14 protein-coding genes are annotated in these 15,914 nt (G+C 71.3%); 12 read left to right on the plus strand and 2 right to left on the minus strand.

The features are described from left to right. Positions 1 to 53 precede the first annotated feature (53 nt). Both OG589_RS08195 and OG589_RS08200 read right to left on the minus strand, forming a co-directional pair. Positions 54 to 1,637, minus strand: a complete 1,584-nt coding sequence (locus OG589_RS08195) for a glycoside hydrolase family 10 protein (RefSeq protein ID WP_405147593.1) — start codon at positions 1,635 to 1,637, stop codon at positions 54 to 56. A gap of 310 nt (positions 1,638 to 1,947) precedes the next feature. Further along, positions 1,948 to 4,107, minus strand: a complete 2,160-nt coding sequence (locus tag OG589_RS08200; RefSeq protein WP_405147595.1) for an elongation factor G-like protein EF-G2 — start codon at positions 4,105 to 4,107, stop codon at positions 1,948 to 1,950. 301 nt (positions 4,108 to 4,408) lie between these two features. Here OG589_RS08200 and pgsA point away from each other — a divergent pair, with 301 nt between their 5' ends. The 12 genes from pgsA (at position 4,409) to ruvA (ending at position 15,909) form a co-directional block, all read left to right on the plus strand. Continuing rightward, positions 4,409 to 5,008 (plus strand): phosphatidylinositol phosphate synthase, encoded by a 600-nt coding sequence (gene pgsA / locus OG589_RS08205; RefSeq protein WP_405151981.1) that lies wholly within the window; start codon positions 4,409 to 4,411, stop codon positions 5,006 to 5,008. A 61-nt stretch (positions 5,009 to 5,069) separates the two neighbouring features. After that, positions 5,070 to 5,972 (plus strand): phosphatidylinositol mannoside acyltransferase, encoded by a 903-nt coding sequence (locus tag OG589_RS08210; protein ID WP_405147597.1) that lies wholly within the window; start codon positions 5,070 to 5,072, stop codon positions 5,970 to 5,972. 7 nt (positions 5,973 to 5,979) lie between these two features. Continuing rightward, complete coding sequence (locus OG589_RS08215) at positions 5,980 to 7,197, plus strand: glycosyltransferase family 4 protein (RefSeq protein ID WP_405147599.1); 1,218 nt, start codon at positions 5,980 to 5,982, stop codon at positions 7,195 to 7,197. Further along, a complete protein-coding gene (locus tag OG589_RS08220) occupies positions 7,194 to 7,739 on the plus strand; it encodes a hypothetical protein (RefSeq protein WP_405147600.1) in 546 nt (181 codons plus the stop codon). Before OG589_RS08215 ends, OG589_RS08220 begins: the two co-directional genes overlap by 4 nt. Before the next feature lie 183 nt (positions 7,740 to 7,922). Further along, positions 7,923 to 8,936 carry a DUF3048 domain-containing protein gene (locus OG589_RS08225; RefSeq protein WP_405147601.1) on the plus strand — a complete coding sequence of 338 codons (1,014 nt, stop codon included), beginning with the start codon at positions 7,923 to 7,925 and terminating at the stop codon, positions 8,934 to 8,936. Between the two features lie 224 nt (positions 8,937 to 9,160). Continuing rightward, entirely contained in the window at positions 9,161 to 10,075 is a 915-nt protein-coding gene (gene pdxS / locus OG589_RS08230) for a pyridoxal 5'-phosphate synthase lyase subunit PdxS (RefSeq protein WP_358558558.1), read from the plus strand. Positions 10,076 to 10,281: 206 nt separating this feature from the next. Continuing rightward, positions 10,282 to 11,739, plus strand: a complete 1,458-nt coding sequence (locus OG589_RS08235; protein WP_405147603.1) for an alkaline phosphatase D family protein — start codon at positions 10,282 to 10,284, stop codon at positions 11,737 to 11,739. Between the two features lie 228 nt (positions 11,740 to 11,967). Continuing rightward, the gene (gene pdxT, locus OG589_RS08240; RefSeq protein WP_405147605.1) at positions 11,968 to 12,558 is read left to right on the plus strand and encodes a pyridoxal 5'-phosphate synthase glutaminase subunit PdxT; all 591 of its coding nucleotides are present in this window, start codon (positions 11,968 to 11,970) and stop codon (positions 12,556 to 12,558) included. A 3-nt stretch (positions 12,559 to 12,561) separates the two neighbouring features. Beyond that, entirely contained in the window at positions 12,562 to 13,311 is a 750-nt protein-coding gene (locus OG589_RS08245; RefSeq protein WP_358558564.1) for a YebC/PmpR family DNA-binding transcriptional regulator, read from the plus strand. Between the two features lie 122 nt (positions 13,312 to 13,433). Continuing rightward, positions 13,434 to 14,600 (plus strand): enhanced intracellular survival protein Eis, encoded by a 1,167-nt coding sequence (gene eis / locus OG589_RS08250; protein ID WP_405147607.1) that lies wholly within the window; start codon positions 13,434 to 13,436, stop codon positions 14,598 to 14,600. Between the two features lie 125 nt (positions 14,601 to 14,725). Further along, the gene (gene ruvC, locus OG589_RS08255) at positions 14,726 to 15,292 is read left to right on the plus strand and encodes a crossover junction endodeoxyribonuclease RuvC (RefSeq protein WP_405151982.1); all 567 of its coding nucleotides are present in this window, start codon (positions 14,726 to 14,728) and stop codon (positions 15,290 to 15,292) included. Beyond that, a complete protein-coding gene (gene ruvA, locus OG589_RS08260) occupies positions 15,289 to 15,909 on the plus strand; it encodes a Holliday junction branch migration protein RuvA (RefSeq protein WP_405147609.1) in 621 nt (206 codons plus the stop codon). Before ruvC ends, ruvA begins: the two co-directional genes overlap by 4 nt. Positions 15,910 to 15,914 lie beyond the last annotated feature (5 nt).

Raw genomic sequence — 15,914 nt, forward strand, 5'->3', positions numbered from 1 at the left:
CGCGTCCACCCACGAACCCTAGCCAAGTTCGCGGGTGGTCCGCTCGCGGCCGGTCAGGGGAGCGTGGCCGTGACGGGCGGGCTCTCGTTGCCGAGGCGGTCGAGCGCGCTCACCAGGTAGGTGCCCTGCGAGGTGGTGGTGTAGGACTGCTCGGCCGCGCCGGTCGCCGGGACGACGGCCAGGAGGTTGCGGGCGTCGGCGGTCGCGCAGTCGTCCGCCTTGGCCCCCGCCACCCGGTAGACGGCGTAGGACCGCGCGCCGGGGGAGGCCTTCCACACCAGCGTCCCGCCGGAGTTCCGCAGGCCCGCCGGCGCGGCCGGGGCGGCGCCGCCGCGCTCCTTCATCAGCGGGAGCAGCGCCGGGCGGGGGTAGTGGTCCTGCACGATCTTGTCGAGCACGCCGAGGGGGTTCTTGCCGACCTGGGCGGCGCTGAAGTACACGTCCCCCTGGACCTCGGGGTACTTGCGGTTGAGCGTCAGGTGGGCGGGCAGTTCGCCGGCCTTGGTCCAGGCCGCGACGTCCTTGTTGCCGACCCGGTAGAGCGCCTGGCCGATGTAGAGGTGCACTCCGGTGCCCTTGACCTCGTTCGCCCACCAGGGCACGAGCTTGGCGTAGTCGGCGGCGGCGAACCCGCGCGGCCAGTAGAGCTGCGGCATGATGTAGTCGACCGAGCCCGCCTTGATCCACGCGCGGGCGTCGGAGTAGATCGCGTCGTAGGCCGACAGGCCCTTGGTGTCCGAGCCCGAGGGGTCGTCCGACTTGTTGCGCCAGATGCCGAACGGGCTGATGCCGAACTTGACGTACGGCTTGGTGGCGTGGACGGCCTTCCCGACCTGGGCGACCAGCTTGTCGACGTTGTCCCGCCGCCAGCCGGCCAGGGACTTGCCCTTGCCATACTTTGTAAAGGCGCCCTCGTCGGCGAACTTCGTCTCCTTGCCCGGATACGGGTAGAAGTAGTCGTCGAAGTGCACGCCGTCGACGTCGTAGCGCTGCACGACGTCGGTGATGACCTTGACGGTGTGGGCGCGCACCTCGGGCAGGCCGGGGTTGTAGTACAGCTTGCCCTCGTGCTTGACGACCCACTCGGGGTGCTGCCGCGCAGGGTGGCCGGCCGGCAGCTTGGTGAGGTCGTCCTTGTCCGCCGCGCGGTAGGGGTTGAACCAGGCGTGGAACTCCAGGCCGCGCTTGTGCGCCTCGGCGATCAGGAAGGGCAGCGGCTCCCAGCCGGGATCCTCGCCCGCGGTGCCGGTGAGCCACTGGGACCACGGCTCGTAGGGGGACCGGTAGATCGCGTCGGACGCCGGGCGCACCTGGACGAAGACCGCGTTGAAGTTGCGCCTGACCGCGTTGTCGAGGATGCGGACGTACTCCGCCTGCTGCCGGGCCGGGTCGAGCCCCGTCTTGGAGGGCCAGTCGATGTTGCGCACGGTGGCGATCCAGACTCCCCGGAGCTGCCGCTTGGGGTACTTGGCGCTCACCTGGCACGCCTCCGCGGTGGCGGGACGGGCCGCCCGGGTGGCGGCGGGCTTGGTCTCGCTGTCCGCCGGAACGGCGCCCGGGCCGAAGAAGTAGGCGACGCCGGTGGTGACCACCGCGAAGGTCGCGGCGGCGAGCAGGGGCCGATGTCCGTTTCGCATGGGACATCAGTCTGGCATCGGCAAAGCGATGGTAAGGCCCAATAAAAGAAATCGTATCGTGATGCCATCGTGACCGATGAGGCCCTTGTGATTCCCGGGGTCCTGGTCGGCGGCCGGTCGGCGGCCCGGTGCGGCGCGCGGCATTCCGGGCGGCACCTGGGGTTGCGCGGCCATGGGCCCCCGGCCGGCCCTGTGCCGCGCGCCGGTGCGGCAGCCGGGCCGGGTGGCCGGGTGACAAGTGGCTTACCCTTCGGCCGGCACGCGACCTCGCGCGTGCCGGCCGGGTGGACGTGGCCCGCCGTGACGCTCCCTACTCCGGGGCCGACCTGAGCTTCTCGGCCAGGTGGGACGGCAGCGGCTCGTACCGCAGGAAGCTCCGCTGGAAGGTGCCCGTGCCGTGCGACATGGACCGCAGGTCGATGGCGTACCGGGTGATCTCCAGCTCTGGCACCTCGGCCTTGACCAGCGTGCGGCCGACGCCGACCGGCTCGGTGCCGAGAACCCGTCCCCTTCGCGAGGACAGGTCGGACATCACCGCGCCGACGTGCTCGTCCTCGATCAGCACCGACACCTCGTCCACCGGTTCGAGCAGCAGCGCGGGCACCTTCGCCGCCGCCTCCTTCAGCGCGAGCTGCCCGGCGATCTGGAACGCCATGTCCGAGGAGTCGACCGAGTGCGCCTTGCCGTCGTACAGCGTCACCTTGATGTCCACGACGGGGTATCCGGCCAGCACGCCGCGCTCCATCTGCGCCCGCACGCCCTTCTCGACCGAGGGGATGAACTGCCTCGGCACCACCCCGCCGACGATCTTGTCGACGAACTCGAAGCCCCCGCCGGACTCCAGCGGCTCGATCTCGATGTGGCAGATGGCGTACTGCCCGTGGCCGCCGGTCTGCTTGACGTTGCGGCCCATGCCCTGGGCCTTGCCGCCGAAGCTCTCGCGCAGCGGCACCCGCAGATCCACCCGCTCGACCTCCACGCCGTGGCGCTTGGCCAGGTGGTCGAGGAGCACGTCGGCGTGGGCCTCGCCCATGCACCACAGCACGAGCTGGCGGGTCTCGGCGTTGTTCTCCAGGCGCAGGGTCGGGTCCTCGGCGACCAGGCGCGCGAGGGCCTGCGACAGCTTGTCCTCGTCGGCCTTGGACCTGGCCCGGATGGCGACCGGCAGCAGCGGCTCCGGCATCGTCCAGGACTTCACCAGCAACGGGTTGTCCTTGTCCGACAGGGTGTCGCCCGTCTCGGCCCTGCCGAGCTTGGCCACCGCGCAGATGTCGCCCGCGGCGCACTTGGTGGTGGTCCGCTGGTGCTTGCCGAGGGGTGAGGACAGGGCGCCGATGCGCTCGTCCACGTCGTGGTCCTCGTGCCCGCGCTCGGCCAGGCCGTGGCCCGAGACGTGCACCACCATGTCGGGGCGCAGCGTGCCGGAGAAGACCCGCACCAGGCTGATGCGCCCGACGTACGGGTCGCTGGTGGTCTTGACGACCTCGGCGACGAGCGGCCCGTCCGGGTCGCACGTGAGCCCGGGCGCCGGCCCGCCGTCGATCGTGGTGATCTCAGGAAGGGGGTGCTCCATGGGCGAGGGGAAGCCCGCGGTGATCACTTCGAGCAGCTCCAGCATGCCGACGACCGCGCCGGACCCGGGGGTCGCGCACGTGGCGAGCACGGGGTAGAAGCCGCCGCGGGCCACGGCCTTCTCGAGGTCGTCGATCAGCACCTTGGTGTCGATCTCCTCGCCCGAGAGGTAGCGGTCCATGAGGGACTCGTCCTCGCTCTCCTGGATGATGCCCTCGATGAGCGAGCCCCTGTAGGTCTCGATCTGCTCCTGGTAGGCGGCTCCCGGCGCGTTCTCGGTGCGGGTGCCGGTGGCGTAGTTGAAGAACTTCTGGGACAGCAGCCCGATCAGGCCGTTCACGTGGCCGTTGGTCACGACGGGCAGATAGAGCGGGGCCACGCCGTCGCCGAAGATGTCCTGGCAGGTGGCCACCACGTCGTCGAAGTCGGCGCGCTGGTGGTCGATCTTGGTGATCACGACCGCCCGGGGCATGCCGACCGAGGCGCACTCCTCCCACAGCATGCGCGTCAGCCCGTCGACGCCCTCCGCCGCGGAGATCACGAACAGGGCGGCGTCGGCCGCCCGCAGGCCGGCCCGCAGGTCGCCGACGAAGTCGGCGTACCCGGGGGTGTCCAGCAGATTGATCTTGATGCCGTTGTACGACACCGGTGCGACCGACAGGTTGACCGAGCGCTGCTGGCGCATCTCGACCTCGTCGAAGTCGCTGACCGTGGTGCCGTCCTCGACCCTGCCCGTGCGCTGGATGGTGCCCGTCGCGGCCAGCAGGGCCTCGACGAGCGACGTCTTGCCTGACCCGGAATGGCCGACCAGCGCGACATTGCGCACCGCATCCGGCCGGTCGGCCGAGGGTGCCCTGCCCGCGGCTCCTGATGTTCCGCCCGTGGTTCTCTCCGGCACGTCGCCTCCCGCGTTTCGCCGTGAGATGCGGCCGCGCGCGGCCACATCGTCCGCCGCCGCGCCCGCCGCCCGAGAGAGCGCGGTGCATTCACCCTTTACCTCTGTGGCGCGGATCACAAGAGGGAACAGGCAAAAGTGCGTGTGAAATGACGTCTGGACTTGCGCGCGCGTTCCCCGGCCGTTTCCCTCTCGTCTGTTTCCTTCCCCCTTCCCCGTCCTCTCGCACCCGATTCGCGGCTGATAGGTCACCATGGGGCTACGTTCGAACCAGGGGTCCCACGTGGCCTACGATCGGACCGCGATGTTGAAGCTCCTGCGCCCCGCCGTCACCCGTGTGCTCACCCCGTTGGGCCGGGCGCTCGCCCGCCGGGGGATCAGTCCGAACGTCATCACCCTCCTCGGCACGCTCGGCGTCGCCGCGGGAGCGCTCATCTTCTATCCGCGCGGCCAGCTGTTCTGGGGCTCGGTGGTCATCACCGTCTTCGTCCTCGCCGACCTGCTCGACGGCGTCCTCGCCCGGATGCTCGGCAGCGGCAGCACGTGGGGCGCCTTCCTCGACTCCACCCTCGACCGCGTCGGCGACGCCGCGATCTTCTCCGGGCTGATCCTGTGGTTCATGTCCACCGGCGAGACCGTCCTCGCGGGCGTCGCGCTGTTCTGCCTGGTCGCGGGGGCCGTCGTGTCGTACGCCAAGGCGCGTGCCGAGGGGCTCGGCCTGAGCTGCGACGTCGGCCTCGCCGAGCGTTCCGAGCGGCTCCTGGTCGTGCTCGTCGCCGCCGGTCTCGGGGGCCTCGGGGTGCCGTACATCCTCGCGGCGGGCCTCTGGCTGCTGGCGGCGGCCAGCGCCTTCACCGCCGGCCAGCGGATTCTCCACGTTTACCGGCAGACGGTGACAACATGAACTTACGACCGTCTTCATCGAGGACAGGTCTTCTTACCGACTTCTGGGGGTGAACCTCGCGTTGACTGATCGGCTCGTTGCCTGGGCATACCACCTGGGCTGGGTGCTCGTGCCGAAGCTGCCCGAGCCGGTGGCGGCGTGGGCCTTCCGCCTCATCGCCGACTTCATGTGGTGGCGTCACGGCAAGCTCGTGCGCCGCCTCGAATCGAACCTCGCCCGGGTGACGGGCAAGGACGCCGCCGACCCGTCGGTCCGCGACCTGAGCCGGGCCGGCATGCGGTCCTACTTCCGCTACTGGATGGAGGCGCTGCGCCTTCCGGTGATCGGCAAGGAGCGCATCCTCACCGGCATGCGCGACATCGAGGGCGAGCGGATCTTCTCGACGGTCGACTCCGGCAGGGGCATCGTGCTCGCCCTTCCCCACATGGGCAACTGGGACCTCGCCGGGGCCTGGCTGATCCACAAGGGCTACCCCTTCACCACGGTCATGGAGCGGCTCAAGCCCGAGTCGCTGTACGAGCGCTTCGTCGCGTTCCGCGAGAGCCTCGGCATGGAGGTGCTGCCGCTCACCGCCAAGGGAGGCGGCACCGCGCACGCCTTCGGCACCCTGGCCCAGCGGCTGCGGGCCGGCCGCCCCATCTGCCTGCCCGCCGAGCGCGACCTGACCGAGAAGGGCATCGAGGTCGACTTCTTCGACGGCACCACCCGCATGGTCGCGGGTCCCGCGCTCCTGGCCCTGCAGACCGGCGCGGCGCTGCACCCGGCCACGCTGTGGTTCGAGGGCGACGGCTGGGGGGTGCACATCCACGAGGAGATCCCCGTCCCCGCCGAGGGCACCCGCCAGGAGAAGGTCGCGGTCATGACGCAGAGCATGGCCCGCGTCTTCCAAGAGGGCATCTCCCAGCACCCCGAGGACTGGCACATGCTGCAGCGGCTCTGGCTCGACGACCTGGAGCCACGGTGAGCGCACCATGAGGGTCGGCATGGTCTGCCCCTACACCTGGGACGTCCCCGGCGGGGTCATGGCGCACGTCCGCGACCTCGCGGAGGCGCTCATCGCCGACGGCCACCACGTGTCGGTGCTCGCTCCCGCGTCCGACGACGCGCCGCTGCCGTTCTACGTCACCTCGGCGGGCCGCGCCATCCCCGTGCCGTACAACGGCTCGGTGGCGCGCCTGGCCTTCGGTTTCCTGTCGGCCAACCGCGTGCGCAAGTGGTTGCGAGAGGGCCGCTTCGACGTGCTCCACGTGCACGAGCCCGCCGTCCCCTCGGTGGGCCTGCTGGCCTGCTGGGCCGCGCGCGGCCCGATCGTCGCGACCTTCCACGCCTCCTTCCAGCGCTCGCGCGCCATGTCGGTCTCCGCGCCCGTGCTGCACACCGCGCTCGAGAAGATCACCGGCCGCATCGCCGTGTCGGACGCCGCGCGCAAGACCCTGGTGGAGCACCTCGGGGGCGACGCGGTCCTGATCCCCAACGGCGTCACGGTGAGCCGGTACGCCGAGGCGGAGCCCCTGCCCGACTGGGGCCCGGACGGCGGCGTGATCGGGTTCCTCGGCCGCATGGACGAGCCGCGCAAGGGCCTGCCGATCCTGCTGGAGGCGTTCACGCTGCTCGCCCCCGAGCGTCCCGGCCTGCGGCTGCTGGTGGCGGGCCCGGGCGACGCCGACGACGTGCTCGCGAGGGTGCCGGCCGGTCTGCGTGACCGCATCGGGGTGCTCGGCATGGTGAGCGAGGAGGACAAGGCCCGCGCCTACCACTCCGTAGACGTCTTCTGCGCGCCGAACACCCACGGCGAGAGCTTCGGCATCGTGCTCGCCGAGGCGATGGCCGCGGGCGCCACCGTGCTCGCCAGCGACATCCCCGCGTTCCGCAAGGTGCTGGGCGACGGGCAGGCGGGCGCGCTGTTCGTGACCGGCGACGCGGCCTCGCTCGCGCGCGAGGCCGCCGCCCTCCTGGACGACGCCGCCCGCCGGGCCAAGCTGGCCGGAGAGGCCCGCTTGGCCGTGCGCAAGTACGACTGGTCGACGGTCGCCCGCGACGTCGTGCGGGTGTACGAGACGGTGACCGCGACCGCGGCCGGGGGAGTCGAGGAGGAGCAGCAGGGCCGGGGGCGCGACCACACAGATCACGGCGATCACGGCGACCGGGTGCCCGAGGGCGTCCGGGCCCACGGAGGCGAGGCCTCGTGACCACCACGATGGTCATCCTGGTGGTGGGAGTGGTGGTCGTGCTCGCGGCCGTCTACATCTCCTGGCGGGCCGGGCGGCTCGACCGCCTGCACATCCGCCTGGAGACCGCCCGTGCCGCCCTGGACGCCGCGCTGATACGCCGGGCCGCCGTCTGCATGGAGCTCGCCGCCTCCCGGGTGCTCGACCCCGCCACCAGCCTGGTGCTCGCCGCGGCGACGCACGAGGCGCGCACGGCGGGGCCGGAGGAGCGCGAGCACGCCGAGAGTGACCTGTCGCGCGCGCTTCGCGCCGTGATGGACCAGGAGCGCTTCCGCGAGCGGCTGGCCGAGACCCCGGCGGGGCCCGACCTGATGGCCGAGCTGGACACCGCGGTAACGAAGGTCATCTACTCCCGCCGCTTCTACAACAACGCGGTGGGGGTGACCCGGCAGGCCCAGCGCCGCTGGCTGGCCCGCACGCTGCGCCTGGCCGGCCACACCGAGTACCCCTCGTACTTCGAGATCGACGACGACGAGCCCGCGTCCTTCGCCCAGCAGTCCTGACGGCCGCCCGCGCGCCCTCGGCGGGATGTCTTGAAGGTTCCTTCGCGTTTCGCAGGGATCATGACCTGGTCTTTGCTCCAGCATGGCTGTGAATCGACGAAACTTCGGGCGTACCAGCAGAAACCTATTGCCAACCATCGGTAAGCTCGTGGCGCTTTAGGAGAAATCGGGAGGAGCCGGGCTGTGCGCGTAAAACGGGTGATTGGCATCGCGCTGGCGGGAACCGCCGTTCTAGCGCCCGCGGTGGCGTGCTCGTCCTCCGGTGGGGCCACGCCGGCCTCCGGGGGAGCGCAGCCTGCGGAGACGGTCGCGGCGACCCCGTCGCCGCCGCCCGAGCACCCGTTCACCGGGCAGCCGGTGGCGAGCCGGAAGCCGGTGCTCGCCGTGAAGATCGAGAACACCTCCTCGGGCAAGCCACAGCTCGGCCTGCGCAGCGCCGACCTGGTGTTCGTCGAGCAGGTCGAGGGCGGGCTGACCCGTCTGATGGCGGTCTTCTCCTCCAAGATCCCGGAGAAGGTCGGCCCCGTGCGCAGCGCGCGCATCTCCGACCTGCACCTGCTGCCGATGTTCGGCAAGCCGGCGCTCGCCTATTCGGGCGTGCAGAGCAAGATGGTGCCCCTGGTCAGGGAGGCGTCGCTGTTCGACGTCTCCGACAGCGCGGCGCCCGGCGCGTACTTCCGCCAGCCGGGACGGGTAGCCCCGTACAACCTGTTCGCCGACACGAAGAAGCTGCTGGCGGGTGCCCCGAAGGCCACCCGGGCCAAGGACCTCGGCTGGGAGTTCGGCGACGCGCCCGAGGGCGGAACCCCCAAAAAGTCATTTTCTGTCAAATATCCGGCGGCCAATTTCACGTTCACCTGGTCCGCCGCCCAGAAGCGCTGGCTGGTGACGCAGGACGGCAAGAAGGACATGGCGGCCGAGGGCGGCCAGCTCGGCGCCCCCACCATCGTCGTCCAGTACGCCAAGACCACCAGGTCGGAGTTCCACGACTTCACCGGCAGCTACACCCCGCTGATCCAGACGACCGGCACGGGCAAGGCGGTCGTCCTGCGCGACGGCAAGGCCTACAAGGCCGAATGGTCGCGCTCGTCGGAGAAGGCGGGCACGATGTTCACCACCGAGGGCGGCGAGCCGATGAAGTTCAGCCGGGGCCAGGTGTGGATCGTGCTCGCGGCCCCCAAGCCCGTCCAGCCCTGAGGCAAGCCCGTCCGTCGCTGAGGCAAGCCCGTCCGGCCCTGAGCCGGCCCGTCTGGTGCGCCCGGGAGACCAGGCGATGACCTCGGCCTTCACCGGCGGACGGGCCCAAGGCGTACACCCTGTCAACGATCGCCGGAACATGTGACGATCCGGACCGTCAAGGGCCACGCTGATCAGCGCCTAACATGGGACGGAACCCATTGTCGCGCTCGTGAGGAAAGACCGTGTCCAGCAGCACCCCCGAAGTCACCGACACCGCCGTCACCGGCACCGCCCGCGTGAAGCGCGGCATGGCCGAGATGCTCAAGGGCGGCGTCATCATGGACGTCGTCACCCCGGAGCAGGCCAAGATCGCCGAGGACGCCGGCGCGGTCGCCGTCATGGCCCTCGAGCGCGTGCCCGCCGACATCCGCGCCGAGGGTGGCGTGTCGCGCATGAGCGACCCTGACATGATCGACGGCATCATCGCCGCCGTCTCGATCCCCGTCATGGCCAAGGCCCGCATCGGCCACCTCGTCGAGGCCCAGGTCCTCCAGGCCATCGGCGTCGACTACGTCGACGAGTCCGAGGTGCTCACCCCCGCCGACGAGGCGAACCACATCGACAAGTGGGCCTTCACCGTGCCCTTCGTCTGTGGGGCGACCAACCTCGGCGAGGCACTGCGCCGCATCGCCGAGGGCGCCGCGATGATCCGCTCCAAGGGCGAGGCCGGCACCGGCAACGTCGTCGAGGCCACCCGCCACATGCGCCAGATCCGCGGCGACATCAAGCGCCTGGCCGCCCTCGACGAGGCCGAGCTCTACGCCGCCGCCAAGGAGCTGCGCGCGCCCTACGAGCTGGTCGCCGAGATCGCCAAGACCGGCAAGCTGCCCGTCGTGCTGTTCACCGCCGGAGGCATCGCCACCCCGGCCGACGCCGCCATGATGATGCAGCTCGGCGCCGAGGGCGTCTTCGTCGGCTCTGGCATCTTCAAGTCCGGCGACCCGGCCAAGCGCGCCGCCGCGATCGTCAAGGCCACCACGTTCTACGACGACCCCGACGTCATCGCCAAGGTCTCCCGCGGCCTGGGCGAGGCCATGGTCGGCATCAACCTCGCGAACCTTCCGGAGTCCGAGCGCCTCGCCACCCGGGGCTGGTAGCTCTACGGGCCTTCCGGACGGGCCTTCCGAACTCTCGTCGCGCCTTCCCGCGCCGCGCTCCGCGGTGCTGGGAAGGCGTGATGCTGATCGTCCGGAAATATCCCCTCTGACCTGGGTGTCCTTATACCCGGCGTTTGCTGTGAATAGTTAATGATCGTCTTGTGCTCGACAGGCGATCGTTTCTGGTGTTGGGGCTGGCATCGGGGGTGCCACCTCTGCGTGTCACCTTCGGTGACCCCTTCACCCTTGGCGTGGCCTGCGGCGACCCCACCCCCGACGGCTTCGTCATGTGGACGCGCCTCGCGCCCGTGCCCCTCGCCGACGACGGCTTCGGGGGCATGCCCACGGCGCCGGTGCCGGTCTACTGGGAGGTCGCGACCGATCCGGCCTGCGCAAGCGTTGTACGGCGCGGCACCGAGGAGGCCGTGCGCGACTGGGCGCACAGCGTGCACGCCGAGGTCACCGGGCTCGATCCCGGCCGCGAGTACTGGTACCGGTTCAAGGCCGGGCCGTACGTCTCGCCCATCGGGAGGGCGCTGACCGCTCCCGCGCCCGGCACGCTGCCGAGGTCGCTCAACCTGGCCGTCACCTCGTGCGCCAACTACCAGCACGGGCACTTCACCGTCTACACCCGCATGGCGCAGGAACGTCCGGACCTGATCGTGCACCTGGGCGACTACATCTACGAGTACGGCAAGGGCGAGCAGCAGTGCCCCGGCGGCAACGTGCGCGACCACGAGGGGCCGGAGGCCCGGACGCTGAGGGACTACCGGCGCAGGCACGCGCTCTACAAGACCGACCCCGACCTGCGGGCGGCCCACGCGGCGGCGCCGTGGGTGGCGATCATGGACGACCACGAGGTGCGCAACAACTGGACGAACCTGCTGTCGGCCGACCGGCGCGAGGCCGCGTTCCGGGCCTACTACGAGCACCTGCCGCTGCGCCGCGCCGCCCAGCCCAAGGGGCCTGCCATCCAGCTCTACCGGCGGTTGCGGTGGGGGAGCCTCGCGACCCTCCACCTGCTGGACACCCGCCAGTACCGCGACGGGTACATCTGCGGCTCGGCCGGCTTCAAGGAGTGCCCGGAGTCGACGGACCCCGCCCGTACGATCACCGGGGCCGAGCAGGAGCGGTGGCTCCTGGACGGTTTCCGGCAGTCCAAGGCGCTGTGGGACGTCATCGGCCAGCAGATCTTCTTCGGGCGGCGCAACAAGCGTCCCGACTCGGGCCTGGTGGTCAGGCAGGACGCCTGGGACGGGTACTCCGGGTCGCGCACCAGGGTCACCCGAGGCTGGGTCGAGGCGGGGGTGCGCAACGCCATCGTGCTCACCGGGGACGTGCACTCGCACTGGGCCGGGGACCTCGCCCTGGACTACGACGACCCCTTCTCGCCCCTGGCGGGCACCGAACTCGCCGTCACCTCGGTCACCAGCGGCGGCGACGGGCAGGACTCCGACCGCTCCAGGGACTCCCTGCTGGCCAAGAACCCGCACCTGAAGTTCCACCTCAGGCGCCGCGGCTACCTCATGGTCAAGATAGAGCCCACCGCGCTCACCGCCGACTTCAAGATCGTGCGCTATGTCAGCACCCCCGGCGCCCCGGTGCTGACGGCGGCCACGTTCGTCGTCGCGGACCGGCTCCCCGGGCTGCTCCGCCAGACCTGACCCGGCCCGCCCTCGCCCCGGGAAGCCGCAGGCGGTTTGGGGCGTTGTTCCGCATGGCCGTACGCTTTCGAGACGCACACGTCCCCACGGGGACCGATGTGCCGTGCCCGCTTCATGCCCGCGTCGAGCCCGCATCCGCGCGGGATCGACCGCGGCCAAGGCCGCCAGGCCGGCGACTCGGGAGCCGTACCGCCCTGAGCGTTCGAGCAGTGATTGGGAGGAACACCGGTGACCTCTGCGCCGACGATCGGCGTGCTCGCCCTCCAGGGCGACGTGCGTGAACACGTCAGGTCCCTTGAGGCCGTGGGCGCGAGGGCCGCGGCCGTCCGCCGCCCTGCGGAGCTGGAAGCGGTGGACGCGCTGGTCATCCCCGGTGGCGAGTCCACGACCATCTGGAAGCTGGCCGAGGCCTTCGAGCTGCTCGAACCGCTGCGCATGCGCGTCAAGGCCGGCATGCCGGCCTACGGGTCCTGCGCCGGCATGATCATGCTGGCCGACCGCATCGAGGGCGGCATCGAGGGGCAGCAGACGCTCGGCGGCATCGACATGGTGGTGCGCCGCAACGCCTTCGGCCGCCAGGTCGACTCTTTTGAGGCATCCTTGGATTTCGCGGGGCGCGGTCCCATGCGCGCCATCTTCATCCGGGCCCCCTGGGTCGAGTCGGTGGGCGCGGATGTCGAGGTGCTGGGACTGGCCGAGCCGGGAGATAGGATCGTCGCGGTCCGGCAGGGACCTCTGCTCGCGACGTCCTTCCATCCCGAGCTGACCGGGGACACGCGGGTTCATTCGTATTTTGTCGAGATGGTGAGGGAGCTCTAGCCGATGTCCGGCCACTCCAAATGGGCGACGACGAAGCACAAGAAAGCCGTGATCGACGCCAAGCGCGGCAAGCTTTTCGCCAAGCTCATCAAGAACATCGAGGTGGCGGCCCGGACGGGTGGTCCCGACCCTGAGGGCAACCCGACCCTCTACGACGCCATCCAGAAGGCGCGCAAGAGCTCGGTGCCGGTCGACAACATCGAGCGCGCGCGCAAGCGCGGCGGCGGTCTCGAGGCCGGTGGCGCCGACTGGCAGACGATCATGTACGAGGGTTACGCGCCCGGCGGCGTCGCGGTGCTGGTCGAGTGCCTCACCGACAACCGCAACCGCGCGGCCTCCGAGGTGCGCGTCGCGATGACGCGCAACGGCGGCTCGATGGCCGACCCCGGCTCGGTGTCCTACATGTTCAACCGCAAGGGCGTCGTGATCGTCCCCAAGGGCGACCTCGGTGAGGACGACGTGCTCACCGCCGTCCTGGACGCGGGCGCCGAGGAGGTCAACGACCTGGGCGACTCCTTCGAGGTCGTCTCCGAGGCCGGTGACCTCGTCCCGGTGCGCAAGGCCCTGCAGGACGCCGGCATCGACTACGACTCGGCCGAGAGCGGCTTCATGCCCACGCTCAGCGTCCCGCTCGACGAGGACTCCGCCCGCAAGGTCTTCCGCCTCATCGACGCCCTCGAGGACAGCGACGACGTCCAGAACGTCTACGCCAACTTCGACGTCTCCGACGACGTCCTGGCGAAGCTCGACTAGCGCGGCCTGCCGTCACCCCCGGCCCTGCCGGGGGTGACGCCGTTTCGCCGGTACGCAACGGGCCAGGTCGGCGCGGGAAATGATTCGACCAGGTCCGGGCGGTCGCCATAGGTTTGACCGTTGTGGAGATCCGTGATGTGACGGCCGACGACCTCGACGCCGTGCTCGACAGCCGTAAGCGGGCCTTCGGCCCCCTCCCCGCGAGCAGCGTGGAGCCGTGGCGCGCCATGGTCACGCCGTCCCTGGCCGAGGGGCGTTACCTCGGGGTCTTCGACGGCGGGCGCCTGATCGGCACCAGCAGGATCAACTCCTACGACCAGTGGTGGCACGGCCGCCCGCTGTCGATGGGGGGCGTCGCGAGCGTCACCGTCGCCCCCGAGGAGCGCGGGCGCGGCGTGGGGCGCTTCCTGATGCGGGGCACGATCGAGCGCTGCGCAGAGCTCGGCCACGTCGCCTCCGCGCTCTACCCCGCGACCACCCCGCTCTACCGCAGCCTCGGCTGGGAGCACGCGGGGGCGCGCAGCCGCGTCACCCTGCCCGCCGAGGCCCTTCGCACCCTCGGCGCCCGCGACGGCGGGGTGAAGCTGAGGCGCATGGGGCCGGACGACGCCCCCGAGGTCAGGAGCGTGCTCGAGCGCGTCTACGCCGCCACGCGCGCCTCCGGGCCCCTCGGCTGGGAGGAGCGCATCACCCGCCAGTGGCTCTCGGACGAGGACGACTTCGCCTACCTCGCCGACGACGGCTTCGTCGTCTACCGCTGGCACGACGGCGACATCGACGTCGAGAACCTCGTGGCCGGTTCGGAGGCGACGGCGAGGGCGCTCTGGTCACTCGTCGGCACGGCCTCGTCCATGGCCACGACGGTGACGGCCGCCGTCGAGCCCGACGACCCGGTGCTGTGGCTGCTGCGCGAGCGCTCCTACGACTCGGTCAAGCAGACCCGCTGGATGTTCCGCCTCATCGACCTGGCCGCAGCCGTCGGCCTGCGCGGCTACCCTGCCGCGATCTCGGCCGAGACCGTCGTCGAGGTGGACGATCCGCAGTGTCCCGCCAACTCCGGCACATGGCGCCTGTCGATCTCCGCGGGCGCCGGCACGGCCACCGCCGTCACGGCGGCCCCCGGCGGTGAGGTGCCCCGCCTCACCATCGGAGGCATGTCCGCCCTGTTCGCGGGCGTCCCGACGAGCACCCTTCGCCGCGCCGGGCTTCTCGCGGGCGGCACCCCGGGCGCCGACGAGCTCCTCGGCACCGCCTTCGCCGCCAGGCCGTACATGCTCGACTACTTCTGACCGGGGCCGCCGGCCCCCTGCCGGGGCGGCGTGTTGGTGGTGCGCCGCCGGGGCGGCCGGGGTAGAGTTCGGGGCCGAACAGGTGTTCGGCGTTCTGGGGAGGCTTGCCGGTGCGGCTACCTGAGCTGCGGGTGATGGGGGTCGACCCAGGGCTGACCCGCTGCGGTCTCGGTGCCGTCGAAGGTCGCGCGGGCGCCCCGCTCGAGCTGGTCAAGGTCGGGGTCGCGCGCACCCCCGCGGGGGAGGACATCGGCGCCCGCCTGGTCGCCATCGAGGCCGAGATCGAGCGCTGGCTCGACGAGGTGCGGCCCGACGCCGTCGCGGTCGAGCGGGTCTTCAGCCAGAGCAACCTCCGCACCGTGATGGGCACCGCCCAGGCCTCCGCAGTGGCCATCGTCTGCGCCGCCCGCCGCGGCCTTCCCGTCGCGCTGCACACCCCCTCGGAGGTCAAGGCGGCGATCACCGGGTACGGCAACGCCGACAAGGCCCAGGTGGGCACGATGGTGACCCGCCTTCTCCGGCTCGACGCCATGCCCAAGCCCGCGGACGCCGCCGACGCGCTGGCGCTCGCCATCTGCCACATCTGGCGGGGCGGCACGCAGAACCGCCTCGCCGAGGCCGTCGCCAAGGCCAAGGCCGCCCGCCCGCCCGGCGTGGGCCGGGCCCGATCCGCGAAGGGAGCGGCCCTGTGATCGCATCCGTCTCCGGGCGCGTCGCCGCGATCGCCCCCGACTCGGCCGTGGTCGAGGTCGGCGGCGTCGGCGTCCTGGTCCACTGCACTCCCGGCACGCTCGCGACGCTGCGCACCGGTGAGGAGGCCAGGCTCGCCACCTCGCTCGTGGTCCGCGAGGACTCCCTGACGCTCTTCGGCTTCGGCACCGACGACGAGCGCACGGTCTTCGAGTTGCTCCAGACCGCCTCGGGCGTCGGCCCGAGGCTCGCGCTGGCCATGCTCGCCGTCCACGCGCCCAACGCCCTGCGGGTCGCGGTCGCGAGCGCCGACGTCAAGGCGCTCACCTTGGTCCCCGGCATCGGGCAGAAGGGGGCGCAGCGCATCATCCTCGAGCTGAAGGACAAGCTCGGCACACCGGACGCGGCCGTGGCCGCCGCGCTCAACGGGCAGGCCAAGAAGCCCGCCTGGCGCGAGCAGGTGCATTCGGGCCTCGTCGGCCTCGGCTACTCCGCCAGGGACGCCGACGAGGCGATCGCGATCGTCTCCCCCGAGGCCGACGCCGACCTGGCCGCCGGGCGCACCCCCGCGGTCGCGGCGCTGCTGAAGGCGGCCCTGCGGGCCCTGAGCGTGCGATAGGGGCC

It is taken from the genome of Sphaerisporangium sp. NBC_01403 (assembly GCF_045040145.1).
Lineage (GTDB): Bacteria > Actinomycetota > Actinomycetes > Streptosporangiales > Streptosporangiaceae > Sphaerisporangium > Sphaerisporangium viridialbum.